This window comes from Bacillus sp. NMCC4, from assembly GCF_002998555.1.
Taxonomy (GTDB): Bacteria; Bacillota; Bacilli; order Bacillales; family Bacillaceae; genus Bacillus.
The window spans coordinates 523,798-549,516 of record NZ_PVRA01000002.1; the positions used below are offsets into that span (position 1 = coordinate 523,798).

At 38.7% G+C, this 25,719-nt stretch carries 30 protein-coding genes and 1 pseudogene; 14 read left to right on the forward strand and 17 right to left on the reverse strand.

The genetic code is table 11. The features are described from left to right. Positions 1 to 19: 19 nt before the first annotated feature. From C6Y02_RS06915 to sspO, 4 genes are all read right to left on the reverse strand, one after another. Positions 20 to 448 carry a DUF2621 domain-containing protein gene (locus tag C6Y02_RS06915; RefSeq protein ID WP_034660775.1) on the reverse strand — a complete coding sequence of 143 codons (429 nt, stop codon included), beginning with the start codon at positions 446 to 448 and terminating at the stop codon, positions 20 to 22. Between the two features lie 259 nt (positions 449 to 707). Further along, positions 708 to 1,109, reverse strand: a complete 402-nt coding sequence (locus tag C6Y02_RS06920; protein ID WP_034660776.1) for an Hsp20/alpha crystallin family protein — start codon at positions 1,107 to 1,109, stop codon at positions 708 to 710. Between the two features lie 102 nt (positions 1,110 to 1,211). Next, positions 1,212 to 1,358 carry a small acid-soluble spore protein P gene (locus tag C6Y02_RS06925; RefSeq protein WP_003211331.1) on the reverse strand — a complete coding sequence of 49 codons (147 nt, stop codon included), beginning with the start codon at positions 1,356 to 1,358 and terminating at the stop codon, positions 1,212 to 1,214. A 16-nt stretch (positions 1,359 to 1,374) separates the two neighbouring features. After that, positions 1,375 to 1,521, reverse strand: a complete 147-nt coding sequence (gene sspO, locus C6Y02_RS06930; RefSeq protein ID WP_034660777.1) for a small acid-soluble spore protein SspO — start codon at positions 1,519 to 1,521, stop codon at positions 1,375 to 1,377. A 220-nt stretch (positions 1,522 to 1,741) separates the two neighbouring features. On the opposite strand from sspO, the gene acnA reads away from it, so the two are divergent. From acnA to C6Y02_RS06965, 7 genes are all read left to right on the forward strand, one after another. Next, on the forward strand, positions 1,742 to 4,471 hold the full coding sequence (acnA, locus tag C6Y02_RS06935) for an aconitate hydratase AcnA (RefSeq protein WP_106030941.1): 2,730 nt from the start codon (positions 1,742 to 1,744) through the stop codon (positions 4,469 to 4,471). 72 nt (positions 4,472 to 4,543) lie between these two features. Next, positions 4,544 to 5,047 (forward strand): TlpA family protein disulfide reductase, encoded by a 504-nt coding sequence (locus tag C6Y02_RS06940; RefSeq protein ID WP_106030942.1) that lies wholly within the window; start codon positions 4,544 to 4,546, stop codon positions 5,045 to 5,047. Beyond that, positions 5,047 to 5,244 (forward strand): FbpB family small basic protein, encoded by a 198-nt coding sequence (locus C6Y02_RS19460; RefSeq protein ID WP_223256506.1) that lies wholly within the window; start codon positions 5,047 to 5,049, stop codon positions 5,242 to 5,244. The genes C6Y02_RS06940 and C6Y02_RS19460 overlap by 1 nt, the downstream gene beginning before the upstream one ends. Before the next feature lie 51 nt (positions 5,245 to 5,295). Further along, a complete protein-coding gene (locus tag C6Y02_RS06950) occupies positions 5,296 to 5,439 on the forward strand; it encodes an acid-soluble spore protein N (RefSeq protein ID WP_008357830.1) in 144 nt (47 codons plus the stop codon). Positions 5,440 to 5,452: 13 nt separating this feature from the next. Beyond that, entirely contained in the window at positions 5,453 to 5,695 is a 243-nt protein-coding gene (gene tlp, locus C6Y02_RS06955) for a small acid-soluble spore protein Tlp (RefSeq protein WP_003211760.1), read from the forward strand. Positions 5,696 to 5,798: 103 nt separating this feature from the next. Beyond that, positions 5,799 to 6,221 (forward strand): acyl-CoA thioesterase, encoded by a 423-nt coding sequence (locus C6Y02_RS06960; RefSeq protein ID WP_034660781.1) that lies wholly within the window; start codon positions 5,799 to 5,801, stop codon positions 6,219 to 6,221. A gap of 3 nt (positions 6,222 to 6,224) precedes the next feature. Then, complete coding sequence (locus C6Y02_RS06965) at positions 6,225 to 6,536, forward strand: hypothetical protein (protein ID WP_034660782.1); 312 nt, start codon at positions 6,225 to 6,227, stop codon at positions 6,534 to 6,536. Positions 6,537 to 6,575: 39 nt separating this feature from the next. Here the strand turns inward: C6Y02_RS06965 and C6Y02_RS06970 are convergent, their stop codons facing one another. Next, positions 6,576 to 6,863: a HesB/YadR/YfhF family protein gene (locus C6Y02_RS06970; protein ID WP_003210876.1), complete on the reverse strand. Its 288-nt coding sequence runs from the start codon at positions 6,861 to 6,863 to the stop codon at positions 6,576 to 6,578. Between the two features lie 99 nt (positions 6,864 to 6,962). After that, positions 6,963 to 7,544: a glycerol-3-phosphate 1-O-acyltransferase PlsY gene (gene plsY / locus C6Y02_RS06975; RefSeq protein WP_034660784.1), complete on the reverse strand. Its 582-nt coding sequence runs from the start codon at positions 7,542 to 7,544 to the stop codon at positions 6,963 to 6,965. A 154-nt stretch (positions 7,545 to 7,698) separates the two neighbouring features. Between plsY and C6Y02_RS06980 the strand changes: the two genes are divergently transcribed. From C6Y02_RS06980 to parC, 3 genes are all read left to right on the forward strand, one after another. Beyond that, on the forward strand, positions 7,699 to 8,112 hold the full coding sequence (locus tag C6Y02_RS06980; RefSeq protein ID WP_034660785.1) for a CoA-binding protein: 414 nt from the start codon (positions 7,699 to 7,701) through the stop codon (positions 8,110 to 8,112). A 415-nt stretch (positions 8,113 to 8,527) separates the two neighbouring features. Beyond that, the gene (gene parE / locus C6Y02_RS06990) at positions 8,528 to 10,495 is read left to right on the forward strand and encodes a DNA topoisomerase IV subunit B (protein ID WP_060596429.1); all 1,968 of its coding nucleotides are present in this window, start codon (positions 8,528 to 8,530) and stop codon (positions 10,493 to 10,495) included. Between the two features lie 2 nt (positions 10,496 to 10,497). Continuing rightward, positions 10,498 to 12,936 (forward strand): DNA topoisomerase IV subunit A, encoded by a 2,439-nt coding sequence (gene parC, locus C6Y02_RS06995; protein WP_034660788.1) that lies wholly within the window; start codon positions 10,498 to 10,500, stop codon positions 12,934 to 12,936. A gap of 53 nt (positions 12,937 to 12,989) precedes the next feature. Here parC and C6Y02_RS19600 read toward each other — a convergent pair whose 3' ends face one another. From C6Y02_RS19600 to C6Y02_RS07005, 3 genes are all read right to left on the reverse strand, one after another. Further along, positions 12,990 to 13,115: a hypothetical protein gene (locus tag C6Y02_RS19600; protein ID WP_008343787.1), complete on the reverse strand. Its 126-nt coding sequence runs from the start codon at positions 13,113 to 13,115 to the stop codon at positions 12,990 to 12,992. Between the two features lie 43 nt (positions 13,116 to 13,158). After that, entirely contained in the window at positions 13,159 to 13,494 is a 336-nt protein-coding gene (locus tag C6Y02_RS07000; RefSeq protein ID WP_034660789.1) for a hypothetical protein, read from the reverse strand. A 194-nt stretch (positions 13,495 to 13,688) separates the two neighbouring features. After that, positions 13,689 to 14,861: an MFS transporter gene (locus C6Y02_RS07005; RefSeq protein ID WP_034660790.1), complete on the reverse strand. Its 1,173-nt coding sequence runs from the start codon at positions 14,859 to 14,861 to the stop codon at positions 13,689 to 13,691. A 319-nt stretch (positions 14,862 to 15,180) separates the two neighbouring features. Here C6Y02_RS07005 and C6Y02_RS19465 point away from each other — a divergent pair. Continuing rightward, positions 15,181 to 15,715, forward strand: a pseudogene (locus tag C6Y02_RS19465) (sugar O-acetyltransferase). Between the two features lie 626 nt (positions 15,716 to 16,341). Here the strand turns inward: C6Y02_RS19465 and C6Y02_RS07015 are convergent. The 3 genes from C6Y02_RS07015 to C6Y02_RS07025 all read right to left on the reverse strand — a co-directional run bounded on the left by C6Y02_RS07015 (position 16,342) and on the right by C6Y02_RS07025 (position 19,471). After that, entirely contained in the window at positions 16,342 to 17,190 is an 849-nt protein-coding gene (locus tag C6Y02_RS07015) for a hypothetical protein (RefSeq protein ID WP_106030944.1), read from the reverse strand. Positions 17,191 to 17,560: 370 nt separating this feature from the next. Beyond that, the gene (locus C6Y02_RS07020; protein ID WP_106030945.1) at positions 17,561 to 17,980 is read right to left on the reverse strand and encodes a universal stress protein; all 420 of its coding nucleotides are present in this window, start codon (positions 17,978 to 17,980) and stop codon (positions 17,561 to 17,563) included. Between the two features lie 15 nt (positions 17,981 to 17,995). After that, positions 17,996 to 19,471, reverse strand: a complete 1,476-nt coding sequence (locus tag C6Y02_RS07025; protein WP_106030946.1) for a SulP family inorganic anion transporter — start codon at positions 19,469 to 19,471, stop codon at positions 17,996 to 17,998. Positions 19,472 to 19,681: 210 nt separating this feature from the next. On the opposite strand from C6Y02_RS07025, the gene C6Y02_RS07030 reads away from it, so the two are divergent. Then, positions 19,682 to 20,230 (forward strand): recombinase family protein, encoded by a 549-nt coding sequence (locus tag C6Y02_RS07030; protein WP_106030947.1) that lies wholly within the window; start codon positions 19,682 to 19,684, stop codon positions 20,228 to 20,230. A gap of 224 nt (positions 20,231 to 20,454) precedes the next feature. Here the strand turns inward: C6Y02_RS07030 and arsC are convergent, their stop codons facing one another. Genes arsC through aseR form a run of 3 tightly spaced genes read right to left on the reverse strand, consistent with a single transcriptional unit; the run spans position 20,455 to position 22,547 of the window. Beyond that, positions 20,455 to 20,874 carry an arsenate reductase (thioredoxin) gene (gene arsC / locus C6Y02_RS07035; protein WP_106030948.1) on the reverse strand — a complete coding sequence of 140 codons (420 nt, stop codon included), beginning with the start codon at positions 20,872 to 20,874 and terminating at the stop codon, positions 20,455 to 20,457. A 14-nt stretch (positions 20,875 to 20,888) separates the two neighbouring features. Continuing rightward, entirely contained in the window at positions 20,889 to 22,187 is a 1,299-nt protein-coding gene (locus C6Y02_RS07040) for an arsenic transporter (RefSeq protein ID WP_106030949.1), read from the reverse strand. Positions 22,188 to 22,199: 12 nt separating this feature from the next. Next, positions 22,200 to 22,547, reverse strand: coding sequence for a metal-responsive transcriptional regulator AseR (aseR, locus tag C6Y02_RS07045; protein WP_106030950.1), 348 nt, complete (start codon positions 22,545 to 22,547; stop codon positions 22,200 to 22,202). A 211-nt stretch (positions 22,548 to 22,758) separates the two neighbouring features. Here aseR and C6Y02_RS07050 point away from each other — a divergent pair, with 211 nt between their 5' ends. Further along, positions 22,759 to 22,968: a hypothetical protein gene (locus C6Y02_RS07050; protein WP_142393575.1), complete on the forward strand. Its 210-nt coding sequence runs from the start codon at positions 22,759 to 22,761 to the stop codon at positions 22,966 to 22,968. A gap of 246 nt (positions 22,969 to 23,214) precedes the next feature. Here the strand turns inward: C6Y02_RS07050 and C6Y02_RS07055 are convergent, their stop codons facing one another. Further along, a complete protein-coding gene (locus tag C6Y02_RS07055; RefSeq protein ID WP_106030952.1) occupies positions 23,215 to 23,796 on the reverse strand; it encodes an NAD(P)H-dependent oxidoreductase in 582 nt (193 codons plus the stop codon). 123 nt (positions 23,797 to 23,919) lie between these two features. Here C6Y02_RS07055 and C6Y02_RS07060 point away from each other — a divergent pair, with 123 nt between their 5' ends. Further along, positions 23,920 to 24,264 (forward strand): winged helix-turn-helix transcriptional regulator, encoded by a 345-nt coding sequence (locus C6Y02_RS07060; RefSeq protein ID WP_106030953.1) that lies wholly within the window; start codon positions 23,920 to 23,922, stop codon positions 24,262 to 24,264. 283 nt (positions 24,265 to 24,547) lie between these two features. On the opposite strand, the gene C6Y02_RS07065 is transcribed toward C6Y02_RS07060, so the two are convergent. Beyond that, positions 24,548 to 25,651 carry a threonine synthase gene (locus tag C6Y02_RS07065; RefSeq protein WP_106030954.1) on the reverse strand — a complete coding sequence of 368 codons (1,104 nt, stop codon included), beginning with the start codon at positions 25,649 to 25,651 and terminating at the stop codon, positions 24,548 to 24,550. Positions 25,652 to 25,719: the final 68 nt, after the last annotated feature.

A 25,719-nucleotide genomic window follows, 5' to 3' on the forward strand; every position in this document is an offset into this window, starting at 1 on the left:
CTCCTTTTGATAAAGGAGGTTATTTTAATAACGATTCATATGGCGTGTGATCGATGTCTTTTTCTTGAAGGCGCTTCAGTAAAAACTTATGATCCCGCTTTGGGGTAGCGATAATATAGCCGCGAATGATTAAATCTAAATTAATGCTGGCAGCTTGTTCTTTTAAAGCCAGCTCGCCAATCTTTCCCGCAATTTTTTCTTTGGCTACATCTCTAAACAGCTCTGGAACAGGTAATACGAGTTCATTTAAAAGCTTTTTGTCTTCTTCCCGCCATAGGTGGAGGCTCTTTTGAATATATTCATCCTGCCAATCAAGCTCTGATTTCCCATCTTCCTTCGGCAATCGTTTTAAAAATTTGCGAAACATAAAAAAGCCACCGATTGCGAGTAATCCGATCATCACCGTACCCCAAAATAAAATGAACCACAAAAACCAGCCGCTTAACATGTTCTCACTCCTTATACCCCTCGTCTCTTATCTTATTTTACATGAAGAGATGATAGAAGAAAATAACAAAAATGTATGTCTCTCATCTCTATGAACGCCTTTTTTCATTAATAACTGCCCATTTACTAGAAAGACCCAAACCATCTAGTAGAAAGAGAATACCTTATCATATAGCGACTCTACTATTTGGCCATGGTGGTTCGCAAAAGGTATTGACTTGACACGAACGGAATAGAGCCCACCAAATGAAGGTGGGCTCTTAATGTTTGAAGTGCGGGATTTGAAAGGAAAATGCCCCGCTTGGATGGTCAGAACTTTTTTTAATTCTTATCGAAATGATTCGGTTTTCGTATTCTGTTTCAATATCTTTGTCGTTCAAATAAAAAGGGAGCATGACACTTTTTTCAATTGGCTGTTCGCCTTCATCATTTGGCTTTTGTACCGTGTAAGCGAGAGTCAGCTCATGTCCAGCGAAGGTCAGCTTTACATCAGTGATCGATAGGGTGGATACATCAATCTCAATAATATAATCACGGCTTGTTTCATAAAGGTCAATTGGGAGGTGTTCATCATACCAGGCAAATGGATCATCCATTAAAACATTGAGCCAATCATCTATTTCTAGAAAATCAGAGGAATTCGATTGCTTTTCATTCTCCATAAACACTCCTCCATCACATCTCATAATAAATGATATGTTGAGAACTGAAATGTGTGAAAGACCTAAAACATCCCGCTTTGCCACGGGATGAGAGGAGAATATTTACATATCGTGATGAGAATTGTGCTTTTGTCTTGTATGGTTGCGGTTTTTCACTTTTTTACTGCCTGATAATGGCTCAGGCTGTCCGCCTTGATGCTCCTTAGGTGAGTTTTGACGGATGTCTTTTCCTGTGTTTTTATTCGTCATGGTGATTGCTCCTTTCTTATTGGTTTTTTTTACGTTTTTTATTGTTTTGTCTTTGTTCTTCTGTTAAAACGAGTTGGTCATCTTCAATATAACCTGCACCATTCCCTTGGCTTTTGGCTGCGTTCATGCCGTCAATCACATGATTTGCTTTGCGTTTTGTCATGTTCTATCACCTCAATTGTAGTATGATCCCGCCCTGCTTGGTTTATGAAGAGTAATCATTTCCTGATGATAAGCTAAACTTATTGAATTTAATAAAAGCATTGTTATTTACTTATGTATGAATTTGTTTTAAGATGAAATTGTGAGAAAATTGTGGTGAAATACGACGATTTTTCTGAGAATTGAAATTGATCTTGATCATCAAAAGGGGGATTTTGGACATGTCGAAACAGCAGCAAGTCGCTAAACAAGACGCTTTTCAATCTAGAAAAACGTTTTCGACAAATGGGAAAACGTATCACTATTATTCGTTAGAAGCACTAGAGAAACAAGGAATCGGAAATGTTTCTAAGCTGCCTTATTCCATTAAGGTACTTTTAGAATCAGTGCTTCGCCAAGTAGACGGTAGAGTGATCAAGAAGGAACACGTTGAAAACTTGGCAAAATGGGGAACTGCCGAGGTCAAAGAAATTGATGTTCCATTTAAACCTTCTCGTGTTATTTTACAAGACTTCACGGGTGTACCAGCCGTCGTTGACCTTGCTTCTTTAAGAAAAGCAATGGCAGATGTAGGCGGGGATCCGGATAAAATCAACCCTGAAATTCCAGTTGACCTTGTCATTGACCACTCAGTACAAGTTGATAAAGCTGGAACTGAAGATGCTTTAAACATTAACATGGATTTAGAATTCGAACGTAACGCAGAGCGTTATAACTTCCTTAGCTGGGCAAAGAAAGCGTTTAATAACTATCAAGCTGTTCCGCCTGCAACAGGGATTGTTCACCAAGTAAACTTAGAGTACCTTGCAAGTGTTGTTCATGCGATTGAAGAAGATGGTGAGATCATCACTTACCCAGATACATTGGTTGGTACTGACTCTCATACAACCATGATCAACGGTATCGGCGTACTTGGATGGGGCGTTGGCGGTATTGAAGCAGAAGCTGGTATGCTCGGTCAGCCTTCATACTTCCCAGTACCAGAAGTCATTGGTGCTAAATTAGTTGGAGAGCTTCCAAACGGAACGACTGCAACTGACCTTGCATTAAAAGTGACACAAGTTCTGCGTGAAAAAGGCGTAGTGAACAAATTCGTTGAATTTTTCGGACCTGGAGTTGCACAACTGCCGTTAGCGGATCGTGCAACGATTGCGAATATGGCGCCTGAATACGGTGCTACTTGCGGATTCTTCCCAGTAGATGAGGAAGCTCTTGCTTACCTTCGCCTTACTGGACGTGATGAAGAGCAAATTAATATCGTTGAAGAATATTCTCGCGCAAATGGCTTATTCTATACGCCAGATGCAGAAGAGCCAATTTTTACGGATGTTGTGGAAATTGACCTTTCTCAAATTGAATCAAACTTATCTGGTCCAAAGCGTCCACAAGATTTGATTCCACTTTCTGAAATGAAAGAGACGTTCCATCAGCACATTGAAAGCCCAGCTGGTAACCAAGGTTTTGGCTTAGAAAAATCGGAGCTGGATAAACAAATTGAATTTGATCTTGCAAATGGTGAAAAAGCTGTGATGAAGACAGGTGCGATTGCGATTGCAGCGATTACGAGCTGTACGAATACATCGAATCCATACGTCTTAATCGGAGCAGGTCTTGTTGCGAAGAAAGCAAGTGAGCTTGGTATGAAGGTGCCAAACTACGTGAAAACGTCACTAGCACCAGGTTCTAAGGTTGTGACAGGATACCTCGTGAACTCAGGACTTCTTCCATACTTAAGAGACCTCGGATTTAACATCGTTGGGTATGGCTGTACAACATGTATCGGAAACTCAGGACCGCTTGCGCAAGAAATCGAGGATGCTGTCTCTGAAAATGATCTGCTGATCACTTCTGTTTTATCAGGTAACCGTAACTTTGAAGGGCGTATCCATCCGCTTGTGAAAGGAAACTACCTTGCATCTCCACCATTAGTTGTGGCGTATGCACTTGCTGGTACGGTGAATATTGATTTAACAAAAGACCCTATCGGTGTGGATAAAAATGGTGAGAACGTTTATTTCGATGATATTTGGCCATCAATGGACGAAATCAACAGCGTCGTCAAAAGCACTGTCACACCTGAGTTATTCCGTTCAGAGTATGAAACTGTTTTTGACAACAATGACCGCTGGAATGAAATTAAAACGACAGATGATGCACTGTATAAATGGGATGAAAATTCCACATACATTGATAACCCGCCATTCTTTGAAAACCTATCAGTTGAACCTGGTAAGGTTGAACCGCTTAAAGGCTTGCGCGTCGTTGCCAAGTTCGGTGACTCTGTGACAACTGACCATATTTCTCCTGCTGGAGCGATTGGCAAAGACACACCTGCGGGTAAATACTTGCAAGAAAGAGGCGTATCGCCTAGAGACTTTAACTCATACGGATCTCGCCGTGGTAACCACCATGTCATGATGAGAGGTACTTTTGCAAACATCCGTATTAAGAACCAAATCGCACCAGGAACAGAAGGCGGATATACAACTTATTGGCCAACTGGTGAAGTGACATCCATTTATGATGCATGCATGCGTTATAAAGAAGATGGAACAGGTCTTGCGATCTTAGCAGGTAAAGACTACGGAATGGGTTCTTCGCGTGACTGGGCTGCAAAAGGAACAAACCTTCTTGGAATTAAATTCGTTCTAGCTGAAAGCTTTGAGCGTATCCACAGAAGTAACCTTGTCTTCATGGGTGTACTTCCGTTACAGTTTAAAGACGGAGAAAGTGCAGAAACTTATGGACTAACAGGAACAGAAACATTTGAAGTTCATGTTGATGAAACAGTTCGTCCACGTGATCTTGTCACTGTGAAAGCAATTGATGCAGATGGCAATGAGAAAACATTTGAAGTGGTTGTTCGCTTTGACAGTGAAGTCGAAATTGACTACTATCGTCATGGTGGTATCCTTCAAATGGTACTTCGTGAAAAATTGGCAAGCAACTAATACTCATACAGCAAAGAAGAGAAGGCGACTAGACAGCTTTCTCTTCTTTTTTAAAATAGTGGAGGATCAATCATGTGGAAAAAAGGAATGGCAAGCGCTGTTTTACTTGTGTTGATTGGTTTACTTGTGTGGAATTTACTTGAACCAAAAGAGCCCGCAATCGGTCTTGAAAAAGGGGATCAAGCCCCTGATTTTGAACTTAAAACCCTAGATGGTCAAACGGCCTCGTTATCTGATTACCAAGGGAAAAAGGTGCTCGTCAATTTTTGGGCGACATGGTGTAAGCCATGCAGGACAGAAATGCCGGATCTAGACGCAATTAGAAGCGAATATGATCAGGTCGAAGTACTTGCGGTGAATTTGACGACCACTGAAAAAAGTGTAGATCATGTTGCAGCATTTGCAGATGAATTAAAGCTGAGCTTTCCTATTTTATTGGATCAAAAAGGCATTCAAGCACGATATCAGGTGCTTTCATACCCCACGACATACATATTAGATGAAAAAGGAAGAATCGTGTCTGTAAAGCATCAAATGCTGACAAAAAAAGAAATTGAGCAAGAGCTGGGTCTATAATGATTCAGCTTTTTTGCTTATTTTCTAAATGTTTTGGCGAAAATGAAATACAAACACTGGAGGTGAGTGCAATGAGAAGAAGAAAACGCCGTACATTTGAAGAGCTTGTACTTGAAAATAAAAAAGAATTATTAAGCAATGAGGAGTTTTTAAACCAGCTTGAAGAAAAGTTGGAAGAGCGTTTTAGACAGAAATAAGTTATGAATTATCCTATTTCGTTCATCCTAAAGAAGAGGGAGGGATGAATGATGGGTAGAGAGCATGATAAACAAGCGCAGTTTACACCAGACCATTTAGGGACAAAACCTGTAGCATACAAACGTAATAAAGGAAAAAAGATGCATAATAAATCAAATGAACAGCCTGATGTCATACAGACGAAGGGCGAATAAGGAGGGTATCATGATGAATGGAAAGTCATATCAATCCAATCCAGATGATCGTTCTGATAATGTTGAAAAGCTGCAAGATATGATCGAAAACACCCTTGACAATATCGATGAATCTGAAGCAGCGATGGCCCTTTCGACAGATCAAGAAAAACAGATGATCAAGCAAAAAAATGAAAATAGAAAAATGAGTATTGATGCCATGCGTTCTGAGATCAAGGACGAAGAAGCAGCAAGAAAAAATGGCTATACCGAATAAACCAGGGATTCCTGGTTTATTTTATTGCCTCCTTTTAGAAGAACCATTTCGATTGTGGTAAAATGGCAGAGACCTTAGGTTTTGATAGGAGAGCGATGAAAACGTGTATGTATCTAAAAAAGAAATAGAAGTCCGTTATGCAGAAACAGACCAAATGGGCATCGTGTATCATGCCAATTATTTAATCTGGATGGAAGTCGGCAGAACAGCACTGATTAAAGAATTAGGATTTTCCTATGCGCAGCTAGAAGCAGACGGCGCTCTTGCACCCGTTATAGATTTACAGGTGCAATATAAAAAACCATTGCTGTACGGTGAAACAGCGACAGTTCATACATGGATTGAAGAATACAATGGACTCAAAACGGTGTATGGCTACGAAATTCAAAAGCCTGATGGGCAAACAGCGATTACAGGGACAACCTCACATATTTGTGTAGACAAAGAAACTTTTAGACCTATTCAATTTAGAAAAGCTTTTCCTGCCTGGCACAAAGTATACGAACAGTCGAAGAAGCAGGTTTAATTCATGGCGTTTGGTATTAAAAGAAGCGATCTAAATGCGTGGAAATCAGCTGTCCAGCAAGGAGAACTGGCCTTTTTAACCCATTATTGGCTTGATGACCGTTTCCCGCATGCCAATACCGTCACTAAAGCAGCCTGTCAGGATATGAAGCAGTTAATTGAGTGGGGAGAAAAACATGGACTCAAAAAAGAATGGATTCATGACCGCGCAGGGTTTCCACACTTTGACTTGATTGGTGAACCACAAAAAAGAATCCTGCAAAAGGAGCGGTCTTTAGGAAACATTCATGAGTATGGGCTATATATTGAAGGATAAAACAAAAAAGATACCCGAGGGATGAGGTATCTTTTTTGTTTATTCATAATGAAACTCTGGTTCTTTCACGGACTCGTTATAATCAATATGCAGATCATGGTTGTCAAAATACCAAATATCACTTTCTTCAACAAAGAAAGTAATACCTTCTATTTCAGCGGTTGCGCCAGCATTTTGAGGTTCATCTTTTGCGACGCCGAGAGAAAAGCCTTTTTGTACATTACTGCACCCGCCATATCTCACAAAAAAGCGAACTTGATCACCTTTTTCTAAATCTAATTCATCCTTGTACCAATTGAGTGCATCTTCTTTTATTGTTAATTTCAATGTGATCGCCCCTTTTTGAAGTCATGCTGTTTTTTAAAATGCAGGATGCAAAAAACAGCTTTTCTTTCCTTTTACCACAGAATGAAACTTATGAAACGGCTAGAGCCATTTGATTTTCGGTTCAGTTTTGTTGAGGATTCGTTTGAGGTTGGCGATGTGTCTGTAGATCACAAAACCAGCAAGAACGGCAACAACAATGATTAAGAATACGTCTTTGGTGAATATGCTGTAAATGAATGTATAGATGCCGGTCAGCATAGATGATAGTGAAACATATTTACTAATGTATAAAAATAAGAAAAAAGCAGCGATCATCGTAATAAATAAGAATGGGGTATAAAATAATAACACGCCGCCAGATGTAGCGACTGCTTTTCCCCCTTTAAATTTTGCAAAGACAGGAAAGCTGTGACCGATAACAGCAGCAACTCCTGCTAATAAGGGATGAATGTCCAGTTGCATGAAAAACGGTAAAGCAGAAGCAAGGGTCCCCTTTAAAATATCAGCTGAAATCACGATAGACCCTGCTTTTATGCCAAGTGTACGAAATGCATTCGTTGCACCTAGGTTTCCGCTGCCATGTTCACGGATATCGATACCCTTTGCAGCTTTCCCGACAATGAGACCGGATGGAATACTGCCGAGAAGATAAGCCAAAATAAACATCAAAGCAATTAACATCTGCATAACTCCTTTATATTCTCCCTCTTGTCTTACATTTTAACATGATCTTATGAAAAACATGGGGATCTTTTTTTGAAAAAATCAAAAGCAGATGGATTCAGCTTTGTTTTTAAGCAGAAGTTCGCTAAAATAGAGGAAAAGGGGTGTTTGGATGAATCATCCTACGAAACAAGAAATTGGCCGTATATTAAAGAGCAGTAAACGAATTGCTGTTGTTGGATTATCAGATCAGCCGCACCGTACGTCTTATATGGTGTCTAAAGCGATGCAAGATGCCGGATATGAGATCATTCCGGTGAACCCAACGATTGATGAAGCACTTGGTGTGAAAGCAGTCGCTTCTTTAAAGGACATCAAAGATCCTGTTGATATCGTCAATGTCTTTAGACGTTCAGAGTTTTTGCCCGAGGTGGCAGAAGAATTTCTTGAAATGGACGCACCTGTTTTTTGGGCGCAGCAAGGCATCTATCACGAGGAAGCGAAAAGGCTGATTGAGGAAAATGGCAAGGTCGCCATCATGGATTTATGTATCAAGGTGGCTCATGCAATGACAAAAACTCATTAAATCGTCAAAAATCCTTGGTTTTCAAGGATTTTTGCTTTTTTGTTGCAGAAATATATTTGCGATTCTAGAAGAAAGCGATAAAATAAGGCGACAGGGACATAGCGGTGACCTTGCATATCAAGAAAAAGAGCGATAAGATAACGGTAGAACGTTTGTTCTGTTTTATGAAAACCATCATATGATTGCATTTGGCTTATCAAACAGTCTTGTTTATAATGGACTTCTAGTTCTGATTGCAGAATGTAGAACATTCTCATAGCCGTGCAAAAGAGCATGTTTTGTTAATTCACACATGCATGGTGATGATGCAGCTTATTAAAGTGGACAGTAATGAGCAGCATGATCATCATTAAAATCTAGAGAGATCATTTGATGGTTTGCCGGTTATGTTTGTTAGTGAAAGGGGATTAAGCATTTGGTTAAAAAGCAGCAAGTAGATTATAACGATGATTCTATTCAGGTGCTAGAGGGACTTGAAGCGGTCCGTAAACGTCCAGGGATGTATATTGGGTCTACGGATTCACGCGGTCTTCATCACCTTGTCTATGAGATTGTAGACAACTCTGTCGATGAAGTGCTCGCTGGCCATGGAGATCATATCATTGTCAAAATACATAAAGATAATAGCATTTCCGTCCAAGATAAAGGACGCGGGATGCCTACTGGTATGCATAAGCTTGGAAAACCGACACCTGAGATCATTTTAACGGTCCTTCACGCAGGCGGAAAATTTGGTCAAGGCGGATATAAAACAAGTGGTGGGCTTCACGGAGTTGGGGCATCTGTAGTAAACGCGCTGTCAGAATGGCTCACTGTCACAATTGAACGCGACGGCTTTATTTATCATCAGCGCTTTGAAAACGGCGGAAAGCCTGCCACATCACTTGAAAAAGTCGGAAAAACGAAAAAAACAGGAACACTGATTCATTTTAAACCTGATCCAACTATGTTCAGTGTCACGACCTATAACTTCGATACTTTATCAGAACGTTTAAGAGAATCTGCCTTTTTATTAAAAGGATTAAAAATAGAGCTGATTGATGAACGACATGATGTACAAGAAACCTTTTATTATGAGACGGGCATTGAAGCCTTCGTTGCTTATTTAAATGAAGAAAAAGATGTTCTGAGTGAAGTGGTCTCATTTGAAGGAGAGCATCAATCCATCGAAGTAGATTTTGCTTTTCAATTCAATGACGGCTACTCGGAGAATATTCTTTCTTTCGTCAATAACGTCAGAACAAAAGATGGCGGTACGCATGAGTCTGGTGCCAAAACGGCGATGACGAGAGCCTTTAATGAATATGCGCGCAAAGTAGCCCTTCTAAAAGAAAAAGACAAAAATTTAGAAGGCACTGATATTCGCGAAGGACTGTCAGCAATTATTTCTGTCAGAATTCCTGAAGAACTGCTTCAATTTGAAGGCCAGACAAAAGGAAAGCTTGGGACAAGTGAGGCTCGCTCGGCTGTTGATGCTGTTATTTCTGAAAAGCTGGCTTATTTCCTTGAAGAAAACCGGGAAACAGCCACTCTTCTTGTGAAAAAAGCGATTAAAGCGCAGCAGGCAAGAGAAGCTGCTAGAAGAGCACGTGAAGAAGCAAGGAGCGGCAAGAAACGGAAAAAGTCCGAAGCAACACTGAGCGGAAAATTAACACCTGCTCAATCTAGAAACCCAGCAAGAAACGAATTGTACCTAGTAGAGGGCGACTCAGCGGGCGGATCAGCAAAGCAAGGGCGTGACCGTAAATTCCAAGCGGTGCTGCCGCTTCGTGGAAAGGTCATCAACACAGAAAAAGCGAAGCTTGCTGATATTTTCAAAAATGAAGAAATCAACACCATTATTCATGCGATCGGTGGAGGCGTCGGTGTCGATTTTAATGTAGAAGACATCAATTATGACAAAATCGTGATCATGACAGATGCTGATACAGATGGAGCGCATATTCAAGTGCTTCTACTGACGTTCTTCTACCGCTATATGAAGCCGCTGATTGAGCATGGCAAAGTGTTTATTGCACTACCGCCTTTATATAAAGTCAGCAAGGGCTCAGGGAAAAAAGAAATCATTGAGTACGCATGGTCTGATGAAGAAATGGATGACGTACTGAAGAAAGTTGGAAAAGGGTACACGATTCAGCGCTATAAAGGTTTAGGTGAAATGAACGCCGACCAGCTATGGGAAACGACAATGAATCCAGAATCGAGAACACTTGTCAGGGTCAAAATCGACGATGCTGCACGTGTGGAACGCCGCGTCACGACATTGATGGGTGACAAAGTAGAACCACGACGTAAATGGATTGAAAAGAATGTCGCCTTTGGACTTGATGAGGAAAGCAACATTCTTGAAAATGAAAACTTGTCGCTAGCTGAGGAGGTTTAAACATGGCACAACAAGAACGATTTCATGATTTACCATTAGAAGAAGTGATCGGAGACCGGTTTGGTCGCTATAGTAAATATATTATCCAAGACCGTGCGCTTCCAGATGCGCGAGATGGACTAAAGCCTGTACAACGAAGAATCTTATATGCGATGTACGCAGAAGGAAACACGCAAGATAAAAACTTCCGTAAAGCCGCGAAAACAGTCGGTAACGTGATTGGTAACTATCATCCGCACGGTGACTCATCTGTTTATGAAGCGATGGTGAGAATGAGTCAGAATTGGAAAGTACGAAATGTGCTCATTGAGATGCATGGGAATAACGGGAGTATCGATGGAGATCCGCCTGCTGCCATGCGTTATACGGAAGCAAGGCTTTCTGCCATTGCTTCAGAGCTATTAAAGGACTTAGACAAGGAAACGGTCGAATTTGTCGCAAACTTTGATGATACAAGCAAGGAGCCAGTTGTTTTACCAGCGATGTTTCCAAACCTTCTCGTGAATGGATCAACAGGGATTTCAGCAGGTTATGCCACCGATATCCCGCCGCATCATCTGGGAGAAGTGATTGATGGTGTCATTAAACGAATCGAACAGCCGCATTGTACGGTTGAGGATTTAATGACAGTCATCAAAGGTCCAGATTTCCCAACAGGCGGTATCATTCAAGGGGTCGACGGCATTAAGAAGGCTTATGAAACAGGAAAAGGAAAGATTATGATTCGCGGAAAAGCGGAAATTGAAACCATCCGCGGCGGACGCCAGCAAATCGTGATCACAGAAATTCCTTATGAAGTGAATAAAGCCAATCTTGTCAAAAAGATGGACGAGTTCCGAATTGAAAGAAAAGTTGAAGGAATTTCAGAGGTTCGAGATGAGACTGACCGAACTGGGCTTCGAATCGTGGTAGAGCTGAAAAAAGAAGCAGATGCAAATGGTGTCTTGAATTTCTTATATAAAAACTCAGATCTGCAAATTCCATATAACTTTAATATGGTGGCGATACATAATCGTAGACCAACCTTAATGACGCTGACAACTATACTTGATGCATATATTGCCCATCAAAAAGAAGTGGTGACGAACCGCTCAGCATATGAGCTTCGAAAAGCGAAGGAACGCCACCATATTGTAGACGGATTAATTAAGGCGCTTTCCATCTTAGATGAAGTCATTGCCACAATCCGCTCCTCTAATGATAAGCGAGATGCGAAAAACAACTTGATGGAGAAATATGACTTTACAGAAGCACAATCAGAAGCGATTGTTTCCCTCCAGTTATATCGTTTAACGAATACGGATATTACGCAATTAAGAGACGAAGCTAGTGAGCTTGATGTGCGTATAACAGAACTTGAAGACATTTTAGGTAACGAGAAAAAGCTGCTAAAGGTCATTACAAACAGTTTGAAAAAGCTCAAAAAGACATATGCTGATGAGAGACGATCTGTCATTGAGGAAAAAATCGAAGAAATTAAGATTAACCTTGAAGTGATGATCGCCTCAGAGGATGTTTACGTCACGGTGACGAAGGATGGGTACATCAAACGGACAAGCCAGCGCTCCTATGCTGCATCTAACGGTAAGGACTTTGGCATGAAGGATACAGACCGCCTGATTCATCAGTTTGAAATGAATACAACGGATGTCCTCCTATTGTTCACGAATAAAGGGAGCTATATTTATTGTCCAGTTCATCAGCTGCCAGACATACGCTGGAAAGACATGGGGCAGCATATTACAAATATCATTTCAATTGATCGTGATGAATCAATTCAAAAAGCCATTCCAATTAAAGAATTTGATGAAACGTCGTATCTCCTGTTCTTTACAAAAGGCGGAATGGTGAAGAAAACAGAGCTTCTTCAATATAAAGCGCAGCGCTATTCGAAACCGCTTGTCGCCTTGAACCTAAAAGGAGACGATGAACTCGTGGATGTCCATGTGACAACAGGACAGCAGGAATTGTTTATTGCGACGAAAAATGGCTATGGATTGTGGTTTGATGAAGAAGAAGTAAGTGTTGTTGGTCCGAGAGCGGCTGGTGTCAAAGGAATCAACTTGAAGGATGGGGACGAAGTAGTCTCTGGTCAGATCATTGATCCGAAAAACGATGTCCTCGTGCTGACGACTCAAAGAGGGGCTGTGAAGCGAATGAACCTCTCTGAATTTGATAAAACATCTAGAGCCAAACGCGGAGTTCTGATGCTAAGAGAATTAAAGAAAAACCCACACCGTATTGTGGCTGTTATTGCTGCATCACTTCACGATACACTTGAGATTGATACGGATAAGGGTACAACGATTCCGCTTGATATCTCTACTTTAAGAGCGAATGACCGCTATAGCAATGGATCATTTATTGTAGATGAGGAAGAGCAGGGAGAAGTAACACATGTCCTTGTCACACCTCAACCTGCGCCAGATGACAATAAATAAGCAAACGAAAACCCCCTGCGATAAACAGGGGGTTTCTTTTATATACGGGTCATTTAGCTCTCGTGGTTGCCAAACATGCTTGTAATGGCGTGCACTACTTCAATTCCTTGGTAGACGAAAAGAGAAAGTGAAGTGACAGAGAATAGACCTAGAATAAATACTCTTAAGAAAAATAACATCGTGTAAAACCTCCCAATTTTTGTTTTGATTTAGATGGTTGGGTTAAACACGAGATAGTCGGAAATAAGAAGATTGATAGAATACTGCAAGTAAATGCTTCTTTTTCCGGTCAAATTGATCAGTATGAGTGATGCGTGCAAATCCAGCTGTCATACTGCCAATCATCAGCAGTACTGTAAATGCGGCAAATACTGCGCTCACATGTTTTTGTTTCTTTTCATCGCCCATTGTCTGAGCGATTTTCATTTCATGTGATTCTTGATCGGCAACCACCTTTGCATGATGGTATACCTGAACGGAATGAGGCATTGAGAACAAATGAAAACTTGCGAGTGCTATGAATAAGACAGCTAATTTTAGCAGCATATTTTTTTTCATTTTTCTCACCCCTTCCTGTTTATTTTCATGATCTTACCACGTTTTCTGTTATTTGAAAAGTCTTATTTTTTTACTTTCCCTCTTTAAAAAAGCGATAAACATCAGGACATTTATAGGACTGTTTCACTTCATGAAAGGTTTCAATTTTATTTTTTAAATTTAAAAAAAGTGCCATGATCGAGGATCAGACACTTTTAGTGAACTTGTAATGAACGCGGTTTTGCTACAGCTTTTGTAAAGATTCCTGCAATACATATTGCGAATAAAACAAAAATAAAGGCATGAAGCAGTCCTACTTGATTGGCAAGCAGCCCTAATATAGGCGGCCCAGAAAGAGAGGCTGTATAACCTGATAAGGTCACAATGCTGACGCGTTTCACGGCGTACCGGCTATCATCACCAGCTGCAGAAATGGTTAGCGGGAAGCCTAAAGAAGCGCCAAGTCCCCATAAAAAGATCGATATCATACATACAACAAGTGAAATCTTTAAAATGACCAGAAATAGTCCGGCGGCGGCTGATAAAATCGCAATTCTTAGCAATAACACCCTGCCGAAACGATCGATCAAACGTCCGCTGATTAGTCTGCCGCTAATCATCCCGCATAAAAATAAAGCATAGATGACTGTACTCATGGAATGTGAAACCTGGTAGCCATCCACCATCGCAAGTGGAATCCAATCATTGGCAGACCCTTCGACAAACGCAAGACATAAGGCGATCATCGCAAGAGAGACCGTTCGTTTGTTCAGCCATGGCGTTTGAGTATCATCTATTGTATCTGACTGCTTCTCATGCTGATCCTTTCCTGTACCGTGCGGAATAAACCGTGTGCAAATCAAGATGCTGAGAAAGAAAAGAAGGGCAATGACTAGTAGGTGATTCAGCACAGAGACCCCTAGATGGATAAAAAGAATGCCAGCTCCTGCTCCAATTAAAGTGCCAATGCTAAAGGAAGCGTGCAATATAGGCAAAATGGTTTTCTTGATACTGTATTCAATTTCTGTCCCTTCTAGGTTCATCGCCACATTGCACATACCTGAGCCTGCTCCAAAAAGAAATAGACCGGCAGTGACAACAAAGATAGAAGAGAGTGTTGAACCAATGGCAAGAGTGGTGAATCCAAGGAACATCAAAAAAGCACTAATCACAATCGCCACGCGGCCGCCTTTTTTTCGAACAAATACATTTGAAAGAATAAGCCCGACAATTGAACCAACGGATAAGCCAAGTAAAATAAGTCCCATCGTTCCTGTATTGGCTTGTAATAAATCTCTAACTTCCGGTGTCCGTGAAAACCATGTAGAGATGGAAATACCAGACATCGTGAAAATAACTATAATCGCTTTATACCACTTTAATTCCATCTAATCCCTCACATTTAAAGATATATCTGTAACTGAACAAATCTACTCGATTATAAATGAGATGGGCTGATTCGTAAATAACTTGAGGCAGGAACATGACCAATTCTAGTCAAAATAAATCTTGCCTTCCCAATTCTTTAAAATAAACATAATAGGGAGGAAGCATGTCGGTGAAAGGAGACGGGATTGAGCCAGAAATGTACAAACAAACTTAAAGGCAGCGCTATCACAGGTTCAGACGTCATTTGGAATATGTCGAATGGTCAATTGGTTACCAAATGATGTATCAGGATAAATAGAAGGGGAGGAGAGGATCAACATGAAAAGTGAAAAGGAAAAAATGATCCAAGGAGAACATTATGTATCTAGTGTGACCAAACCCTAATTGCAGATCGAAAAAGAGCGAGACATTTGACATTTACATACCAGCAAACCAATAAGCCAGAAAAAAGAACATCCATTTTAAAGGAATTATTAGGCGCTTGCGGAAATGATGTCGTTTTTGAAGGAAGGCTGCAGTGCGATTACGGATACAATATCGAGGTTGGCGAGCATTTTTTGCAAATTTTGATGCAGTATTATTAGACGTTTGCAAAATTACCATTGGACATCACTGTTTATTAGGTCCGAATGTACATAATTATACGGCTGAACACCCGCTTGACCCGATAGAACGTGCAAAATGCATTGAATTCGGCAAACCAGTCACCATTGGAAACCACGTATGGATTGGCGACAATGCTGTCATAGCATCTGGTGCCGTTGTGACAAAAAGTGTTCCAGCAAACGTCGTGGTTGGCGGAAATCCTGCGAAAATCATAAAATATCTTGGTGAATTAAAATCTGGCGAATAAACAAGGATTTTGATTTTTTCTTTTTTGTCTCAATAAGATAAGTATACTTAGATTTGAGACAAGAGAAATTCATTTGTGCTGTAACTTCCTAGAATATATATTATGTAAACTAATAAAAAGAAATGAATAAGATTTCGTCTTCATAGCTTCATATGTTGTACAAGAAGGTAAATGTAGATCCATTCGGAAGGTAAATGTGGATCCATTGTTGTGCACTCCCTCTCTTCCATCTCCAACTACCCTTTTGTATGTAATATCAAAAATCAAAAACCTCTATGTCCAAATGTAATATTTAAAAACCTCTACGTCCTTATTAAAATGGTCGTAAAGGTTCTCAGGAGGATCTTTAACTTTCCCTACGGTTTATTTAATTTGTTTCATTCATTCCATTATTAATCCAATCTTTAAAATTTCCAATGATCACATTTCCATGATATATATCGCCTAAATTTTCGTCATTGTTGACTTTCCACTAAGTATTATTGAGCTTAGCATCTCCTTTTAGAGTTCTGTTTTCCTCATATAATACCGTTCATTATGATGTTTTAATATTTTCCTATATACTGTTAGCCAGTGATACTTGTTACCATGATTCCTACAAAAATTAAGAGCAAAACACAAATTTATTAAATGTCCTGTTCACTAAGTGGTTGTTCTGACTCTAAGAAAAATTCTACAAAATCACGTCCAAACTTGGAGATCTCAAAATTGTCTTTTGACTTAAATTTTGGCTCTTTTAATTTTGGTAATGAACGTTTAAATTTCGGATTTGTGAACTTGTTTAAAAAGGAGTGTAGTTCTTTAAATGCTTTTGAAATTTCCTCAAGATCATCCGTGATTTCCAAGTCGGTTCTTGTTGTTAACACTCCTATCCTAAGTAGATTTCTACGAACTGCTTTATATTGCTCATAGCTTATACCATGTCTGTCCATAAATTCCTGAAACGTTTCTTTTGATTCTTGATCAAATACAAAACGAGAAACATACATAAGTCTAAGGACAGATATATCCACCATTCTAAGTTCTTTTAAGACGTCGTAATAGGTTAGGATAAAGTCATTCGAAACATGGTGATGTTCAGTAATATTCACGAATCCATTTACCATATATCGAATTTTTTCTTCCTGTTGTTCGTCTATAACGTAATCCAGCACATATTGAAATAACTGATCAATCTGTTCTTTTTGTTCAAATGTTTTTAATTCTAGATTTAAACGTATTTCCTCTATTTTAGATTGCAATTCTTCTGTGAATGTTTTGATGTTTCTTTCAAAACGGGCACGTTTATAACTTTGAACTGCACCTGAGATCCCAGGAATGAGTGAACTTGCTGCATCAACAAGAATATCACCTGTCATGCTTGTTATAGATTCCTTTGCAATATCAGCAGCTGTGTCACTACTAACATTTAAAAAAGTATCAAGAGCTAACTCACGCCCTGTTTGTTGGATATCTTTCCTTCTACTGTCATTCAAAAATAACCTCTCCTTTTGATTTAGATAGAACAATGTGCTTTCCTAGATATTCTATTTTTCAGCCGTGAATGTAATTCTAGTCAGACCTCTTTAAATCCTTCTAAAATCATTGTACTTGTGTACAAGGACATGAATAAGGGTCCATAACCTCTTATCCTTTTAAGGGTTTAAATACCTTTAACTTCCCCTTTAAAATTAAATCTTCTCTTTCCTGTTTCAATCGATCACAAAGTAAAAAAATAGACTCTACTCACTTAAATTTATAAATGAGGTGGAGTCTATTTTTAACTTTAAATATTTTTTATTTTGAAGCGATATATCTGCTTATTTCAATTTTTTAGAATGTGAAATCTTATTTTATGTCTTTTGCTTATTTTACAATTAAAACTGGACAGTCCACTCTTTTGGCTACTTTATGACTGACGCTTCCTAGAACCATTTCTTGAAAGGAGTTTAATCCTCTGCTCCCTATAATGACTAGATCAAAATGATTGTCATTGGCGTAAGAAACAATTGTAGGCCCAGGTTCACCATGTCTCATTATTAGTTTATAAGGGAATTCTTCAGTTTGAAATTTTTCTTCTATTTTTTTCAGCTTCAGTCTCCTAGCTTGCTCTAGTGCCTCTGCGCTTCCACTATGCAACACTTCGCTTTTAGATTTAGAATAATCCAAAACATAGATGAGTTCTACTTCTGCATCTGTCGTTAATTTTCCTAATTGAATCGCATGGTCCGTTGATCTTTCAGAATGGACTGAACCATCCACAGCCAATAGTATTTTTTTATACATCTTTCATCCCCCTCATTAATGACCTGATGCTTTTGCATTTGGCTGATCATAAGTGGCTAATTTTTTTATTAATTTTTTGCTGGCTTCGTTTAATCCTGTTAGAAGGACGTCTTTATTATTTTCTTTCAATTTCAATACAACTTTATCGATCGCTGCGACAGCTGAATCATCCCATATATGGGCATCAGTAAAGTTTAATGTGACTTTTTCTTTTGGTTGATCACTGAACGAAAATGATTGAACAAAGTCCTGTACTGAGGCAAAGAACAGTTGACCTTTAATATCGTAGACTATTTCTTTATCTGAAGATTTTGAAGAAGCTTTTACACTGACCTTTGATATTTTGGCTACAAAGAAGACAGCACTCAAAACGATTCCTGCGAAAACGCCTTTAGATAAGTCATGAGTTGCTACAACTGTGACAACGGTGACAACCATCACAATAGTGTCTGATAATGGAACTTTAGTAATTGTTCGTAATGATGACCAATCAAATGTACCGATAGAAACCATAATCATCACACCAACTAGAGCAGCCATAGGAATTTTCACGACCCAATCACCAAGGACGATAATGAGAAACATCAAGAAAACACCTGCAAAAAATGTGGATAAGCGTCCCCTGCCCCCTGATTTCACATTAATCACTGATTGACCAATCATAGCGCATCCTGCCATTCCTCCGAAGAATCCGGCAATAATATTAGCAATACCTTGACCACGACTTTCCTTATTTTTATCACTTTCTGTATCTGTCATATCATCTACGATAGATGCAGTTAATAAAGACTCTAGAAGCCCAACAATAGAAAGTGCTAATGCTGTTGGAAAGATGATCATAATTGTGTCAATGTTTAAAGGAATATTAGGAATCATAAAGCTCGGTAAAGAACTTGTGATTTTACCTAAATCGCCTACAGTTCGTAATTCGAGATGACCAAAAATAGCTAAAACAGTCATTGCAACAATGGCGACAAGTGGAGCAGGTACCACTTTAGTGAACCGTGGAAGTAAATAAATAATGAGTAAAGTAACCGCAACCACGATATAAGTGAGGTTCGATATTCCAACAAAATGGGGCACCTGTGCCATAAAGATTAGAATGGCAAGTGCATTTACGAAACCAACCATAACCGATCTAGGTATAAATTTCATAAAGCGAGCAATTTTAAGTGCACCAAATATAAATTGGATGATCCCGGTTAAAATTGTCGTAGCAAATAAATACTCAATCCCATGATCTTTCACTAGGGTCACCATTAACAGTGCCATAGCACCCGTAGCAGCAGAAATCATTGCAGGACGACCGCCTACAAAAGAAATGACAACGGCGATACAAAAAGATGCATAAAGTCCGACCATTGGATCTACACCTGCTATCACCGAGAAAGCAATAGCCTCTGGTATAAGAGCAAGGGCAACGACGATCCCTGCTAAAATATCTCCTTTTACATTGGGAAACCATTCATTATGAAGTTTTTGTACGAACAAATGAAAAACACTCCTTCTTTTTAAAATTGACTTCTAACTCTCATAGAAGTCAGGTCCGTTGATAACATCTTCAAATTTAACAGACCAGGATTTAAAAGTCCATCATTTTTTGTCCCAAAAATGAACTTTTTTGGTGCTGTAAATCATTGAGAAATAATCAAATTGATTTTTTGTTATAATTACAGTAAGCAATTTTTTGGAGATGATAAAGTGATTTTCGGTTATGCACGTCCATTTAGTCAGGATATAGATATGTCTTTACAAACGAAAGCTCTTAAAGATAAAGGTTGTGATAGGATTTATTATGAACAAACCATTTCTCCTAAAAATAGACCTGAACTCAATCATTTGCTGAATTCTTTAAATGCAGGAGATCAAGTCATTGTCTATAAATTTTATAGTATTGCTGATTCTACACGACACCTAATTGAATTAGTTCAATTACTACAGCAGAAGCATGTTCAATTGATATCTATCATTGATCAAGTAGATACATCAACAAATGAAGGTAAAGTGTTTTTTAAGCTTATGAAGAGTGTTGGAGATTTTCAATATGATGTTTTAAGCGAGAGTACTAAGGCAGGTATTTATGAAGCTAAACGAAAAGGAAAAAATACAGGTCGCCCTAGAAAGCCTGATGCTAATGTCAGGCGAGCATTAGATATGTATCAAAGTAAAAAATATAGCATCGCTCAAATTACACTCGAGACGGGTATAAGTAAAACAACTCTATACAGATATTTAGAGGATGAAGGGTGATCTTACTCTCAACAAATGAAAAAGGGTTCGTTGATCGGAACCCTCCCTTTCATCAAATTAAGTTCTATTTGCATTGACATAAGTTAAATCTGTGCTACTTTTTTAACCATTTTTCTTCTGCGTACATACTCTTCGTGGAAATATCCTAAATGAGCAATTGGGTCACAAAATGAGGTGAGCCTAAGTTTTGTTAACACCATGGATATCTCGAAGGTTCTTTAACGTTACTTTCCAGTCTCAGCAAACTGTTTCAATCGATCTCCAATTTCATCTCTTACCCTTTGGAAAAATGCCCACTTCTCTTCTTCTGTTCCTTCTGCTTTTGCTGGATCATCAAAGCCCCAATGGACACGTTTGACATGAGGTGGAGTCATCGGGCATTTATCAGCTGCGTCCCCGCATAGTGTTACGACTAAGTCAGCGTGATGCAATATTTTCTGATCAATCAGGTCAGACGTTTGATTAGAAATATCAATCCCTATTTCTTTCATTGCTTTTACAGCATTCGGATTTAATCCATGAGCTTCAATACCAGCGCTATAGACCTTCCACTCATCTCCAAGATGTTTTTTAGCCCAACCTTCAGCCATTTGACTGCGGCAAGAATTACCGGTACATAAAAAGTAAATTGTTTTCTTTGACATGTTGATCGTCTCCTTTAATGTATAATCATTAGCCAGAAATACAATGCTAAAAGTGTGATGAATAGCGTTGGTACAGTTAAAATGACCCCTATTTTAAAATATGTCCCCCAGGAAATCTTCACACCTTTTTGAGAAAGGACGTGGAGCCATAGTAGTGTTGCTAAGGAGCCAATGGGCGTAATTTTTGGTCCTAAATCAGAACCAATGACATTTGCGTATATTAACGCTTCTCTCATCATTCCTTGTGTATCGGTGCCGGATATGGCCAATGCATCGATCATGACCGTCGGCATATTATTCATGACAGATGAAAGAATTGCTGCGATAAATCCCATACCAAGAGTCCCTGCCAATAAACCTTGATCTGCTACAGCTTGGATCACGCTTGAAAGAGCATCAGTGAGCCCTGCATTTCGCATGCCATAGACAACAACGTACATACCTATGGAAAAGAAAACGATCGCCCATGGTGCTTCTTTTAGAACGCTTTTTGTTTGAACAGCAGGGCTTTTTTGTGCAATGACCAAGAATAAAATGGCAATCACACCAGCTATGACCGATACAGGTATAGATAAAAACTCGCTTGCAAAATAACCAATCAATAAAAAAGCTAATATATACCAAGATAATCTAAACATCTTTGGATCTTTTATTGCTTCACTAGGGTGCTTTAACTCAGTCAGATCATAGCGTTTAGGTATACTCTTTCTAAAGAAAAGGTACAGTACAGTGATACTCGCTAGCAATGAAAAAAGGTTTGGAACGACCATTCTGGATGCATATTCAATAAACGTAATGTTGAAATAGTCGGCTGTTACTATGTTCACCAAATTACTTACGACAAGGGGAAGCGAAGTTGTATCTGCAATAAACCCACTCGCGATAATAAAAGGGAATACAATTTTTTCATTGAAGTGTAATGCTCTGACCATGGCTAAAACAATGGGTGTCAAAATAAGTGCTGCACCATCGTTTGCAAATAAAGCAGCGACGATTGCACCAAGGATGGTCACATACACAAACATACGCAGCCCACTGCCTTTTGCAGCCTTTGCCATATGCAATGCTGCCCATTCAAAAAAGCCGATTCGATCAAGTATGAGTGAAATGACGATAATGGCAACAAAAGCTAAAGTCGCATTCCAAACGATGCCTGTCACGGTGATCACATCGTCAACATTCACAACACCTACGATTAATGCTAAAACGGCCCCTCCACATGCGGACCACCCTATGGATAAATTTTTTGGCTGCCAAATAACCAATACCAAAGTTAACAAAAATATGAGTAATGATAAAACGGCAAAACTCAAACCCATCCCTCCTTACGAACAAGAAATGTTTGTTGCTTTATGTTGTATGCTTTTTAAAAGGTCATCTTCTTTATCAATTTGATTTAAGATGATACAAATCGTCTCAAATTCTGGACACAGTGTATTGATTGAATAATAACGCCACTGCCCTTTTCTGTTCTCATGGACAAATCCAGCTTTTTTTAATTTTCGTAAATGCTGACTAATCGCTGGTTGACTCATTTCGAACATATCTACCAGTTCACAAACACAATATTCCTTCTCCAAAAACAATTTCATCATAATGAGTCTTGTTTGATCACTGAGTATTTTTAAACAATTCGACATATGTAACAAACCAATTGAAACATCTGAAGTCACAATGATTCCCTCCCTCTTTTAAATATTGGTGACGGTCCCTGTTATCAAATCCTCCAATATTATATAACTGAATACTTATATAATCAATCGATTATATGATTTGAACAAAAATTTATTCGCGTTAAAATTATTGATTTACCCACTTCTCTTCTTCAAATGAAACCACATATTTATTTAAATAGCCCAGTTCTCCATATTGGCAAAAAAGGTGTTGATAAAAACAAAAGACAGAGATCTAGTGCCTTTTATCATTCGAGTGAAATTAAATAATCAAGAAGAAAAAACTTACGAGGCAAAGGCGGTTATAGATGCCACTGGTACGTGGAAAAACCCTAACCCAATAAATGCTGAAGGGATTATGACAGAAAATGAAAAAAGAGTTGCTGTTCGAATTTTTTTTGGAGGAGAAAGCAATGATTAATTGAATGACTGGTGATAAAGAGTCTGCTGAACGTGTAGAACTAAAGTTATAAAGCTTTACTTTAAATTGTGGAATTCTTATACGGCTATTGTTTATCAGGTCATACAATGGATCTACATTTACCTTCTTTTACAAGTTTACTTTTGTTTGTCTAAATCTCATCTCTTTTAAATTTCAAAACTTCTACGACCTTCTCAATAAATTAAATCGGTCGTAGAAGTTGGGCCTTATTTGTTGTACTGTAAATCAAATATTCTGGGATATTTCTTTTAAAAATTGCTTTCTCTTTTCATCTGTTGTTAAGTTCACTCTAGAAAAATGAATCCATTTGGTGGAATCATTTTTCATTCCCAAATCAGCTAGAGTTCTGTTAATAAAAACGCTTTGAATGGCATTTCCGGCTTCAGATTCAATATAATCCTTATTTGTTGTAGATGTTGAAATCACGGTTGTTTTTTTTATATTTGTCAATAAACCTTTCAAAGCACCAGTGTGTTGATCTTCCGTAAATGCGAAACCCCTTAACATCACTTTATCAATAAATCCTTTTAAAATAGCAGGTAAATCCCACCACCAGACAGGAAATATAAAAATCAATTCAGTTGACTGATTTAATTTCTCTTGATAATCCTTTACTAATTGATAAGGTGTTTCTCCTTTATGAAAATACTTCAATTCTTCAGCTGTAAAAACAGGATTAAACTCATCTTTATATAAATCGATTACTTGAAATGGTTCTTTCTTTGTTTCTAGATTTTCTGTTATGGAAGTCAAAATGGCATGATTATAGCTTCCATCCCAAGGATGTGCATAGACAATCGTTTTCATTATTCATTCACCCTTTTTCTGAGTTTTGCATCATATTTTGATGTACAATTATTTTATTGTATGCTATAACATACTACAAGTACGGTAATCAAAGTGCGATACTAACCCAAAGGAGAGTGTGAAATGAATGAGGAGTCCTTTCAGACGAAAGCTGACCTAAAAGATATTGGTTTTGGGTATACTTTATCATTAATTGGCGGGAAATATAAAATGCCGGTTCTGTATGCTTTATATACAAACGGTGCTCCTGTTCGCTATAATCAGCTGAAACGTACGCTCGGAACAATTTCATTTAAAACATTAACCAACACACTAAAAGAACTTGAAGCGGATCACTTAATTCATCGTAAAGAATATCCTCAAGTGCCTCCAAAAGTAGAATATCGTTTATCTGAAAAGGGATTATCACTGATGCCTGTATTAGATGAGATATGTTATTGGGGAGAGGAACAAATGAAAAATAATTAGGTAGACTGGAAAGAAAGCTACTACGGCTTAAAAATGCTTTCTCAGTAGCTTTCTTCTCAAACATCCTTTTTAATAAAGTCATATTATAGTTATTCATTTCTTTCAATGGTCTGTCATATGACAATTCCTATTCTTATATAAATCCTAATGGCTCCAGCACTCGCAAACCTCACTCCTGATAGATGATATAGTAGGTCAACGGGGCACGCAACTTTTTGTATTTTTCAATAGACTCAATACCAACGGATTTCCATATTTTCAAGGAGAGACAATTCTAATAGGGTTATTTTGATTTAATCCCTGCACCACAAAGAGGTATGACAATGGTTTCTTCTGATTCCTTTTTATATTTCATGTAGCCAGCCAAATTGACTGCAGATGTCACTTCTACATAAAATCCTTTCTCACTTAGTTTAGAGCGTGCATTTAGAATCTCATCTTCTTTAATATCAATAAACGTACCATTGGAATCTAGTACAGCTTCTAAAATTTGTTTGGAGCGTGCTGGAGCAGCAATGGCAATCCCTTCTGCTAAGGTCCCTTTATTCGTCACAGGTGATGCTGATTCCTCTTCATTTTGATAAGCTTTCACAAGGGGTGCACAGTTTTTCGCTTGTACGGCAACGATTTTCGGTATTTTATGAATGAGCCCATTTTCAAATAACTCTTTAAAGCCATAATATGCACCTAGGAGGAGAGTACCGTTTCCAACCGGAATGATTAAAGTATCAGGTGCTCCTTTTAGTTGCTCATAGATTTCGTAGGCATATGTTTTTGTTCCTTCAAAAAAATAAGGATTATACACATGGCTTGCATAAAAAACGTTTTCATTGTCTACTGCCTTTTGTGCCGCAGCTGCAATGTCCTCTCGTGTACCGCGAATTTCTTTAATCGTTGCTCCATGTGCTTTTATTTGAGCGACCTTTTTAGGCGAAGTTTCATCGCTTAGATAGATGTCACAGGCAATACCACAACGTGCTGCATAAGCTGCAATCGCCGTTCCTGCATTCCCGCTACTATCAGCAATCACTTTTGATACCCCGAGTTCCTTAGCTTTTGTCATCAAAACAGCGGCTCCTCGGTCTTTAAAGGATAAGGTCGGCATCATATAATCAACTTTTACATAAGTGTTTGGCTCATTAGGATCTAGAACGATTAAAGGTGATTGACCCTCCCCCATTGTGACAGTTTCCCAAGTCTTAGAACCTTTTGAAAATGGCATGGTTTCAACATAACGCCATAATGAGTTTGGATAGTGATCCCAAGCTGCAACATCTATTTTCGGAGTATCTTTCACCAGATTTAATACTCCACCACAATCACATTTCCATAGAGTTGGTGTCATCTCATACTTTCTCCCGCAATGGTTACAAATCAATTGATTCATCGATCATCTACCCCTTCGAATATTATTTTATATGAAATATAATTTTTTATATAGAGTAGGCAAAAAAA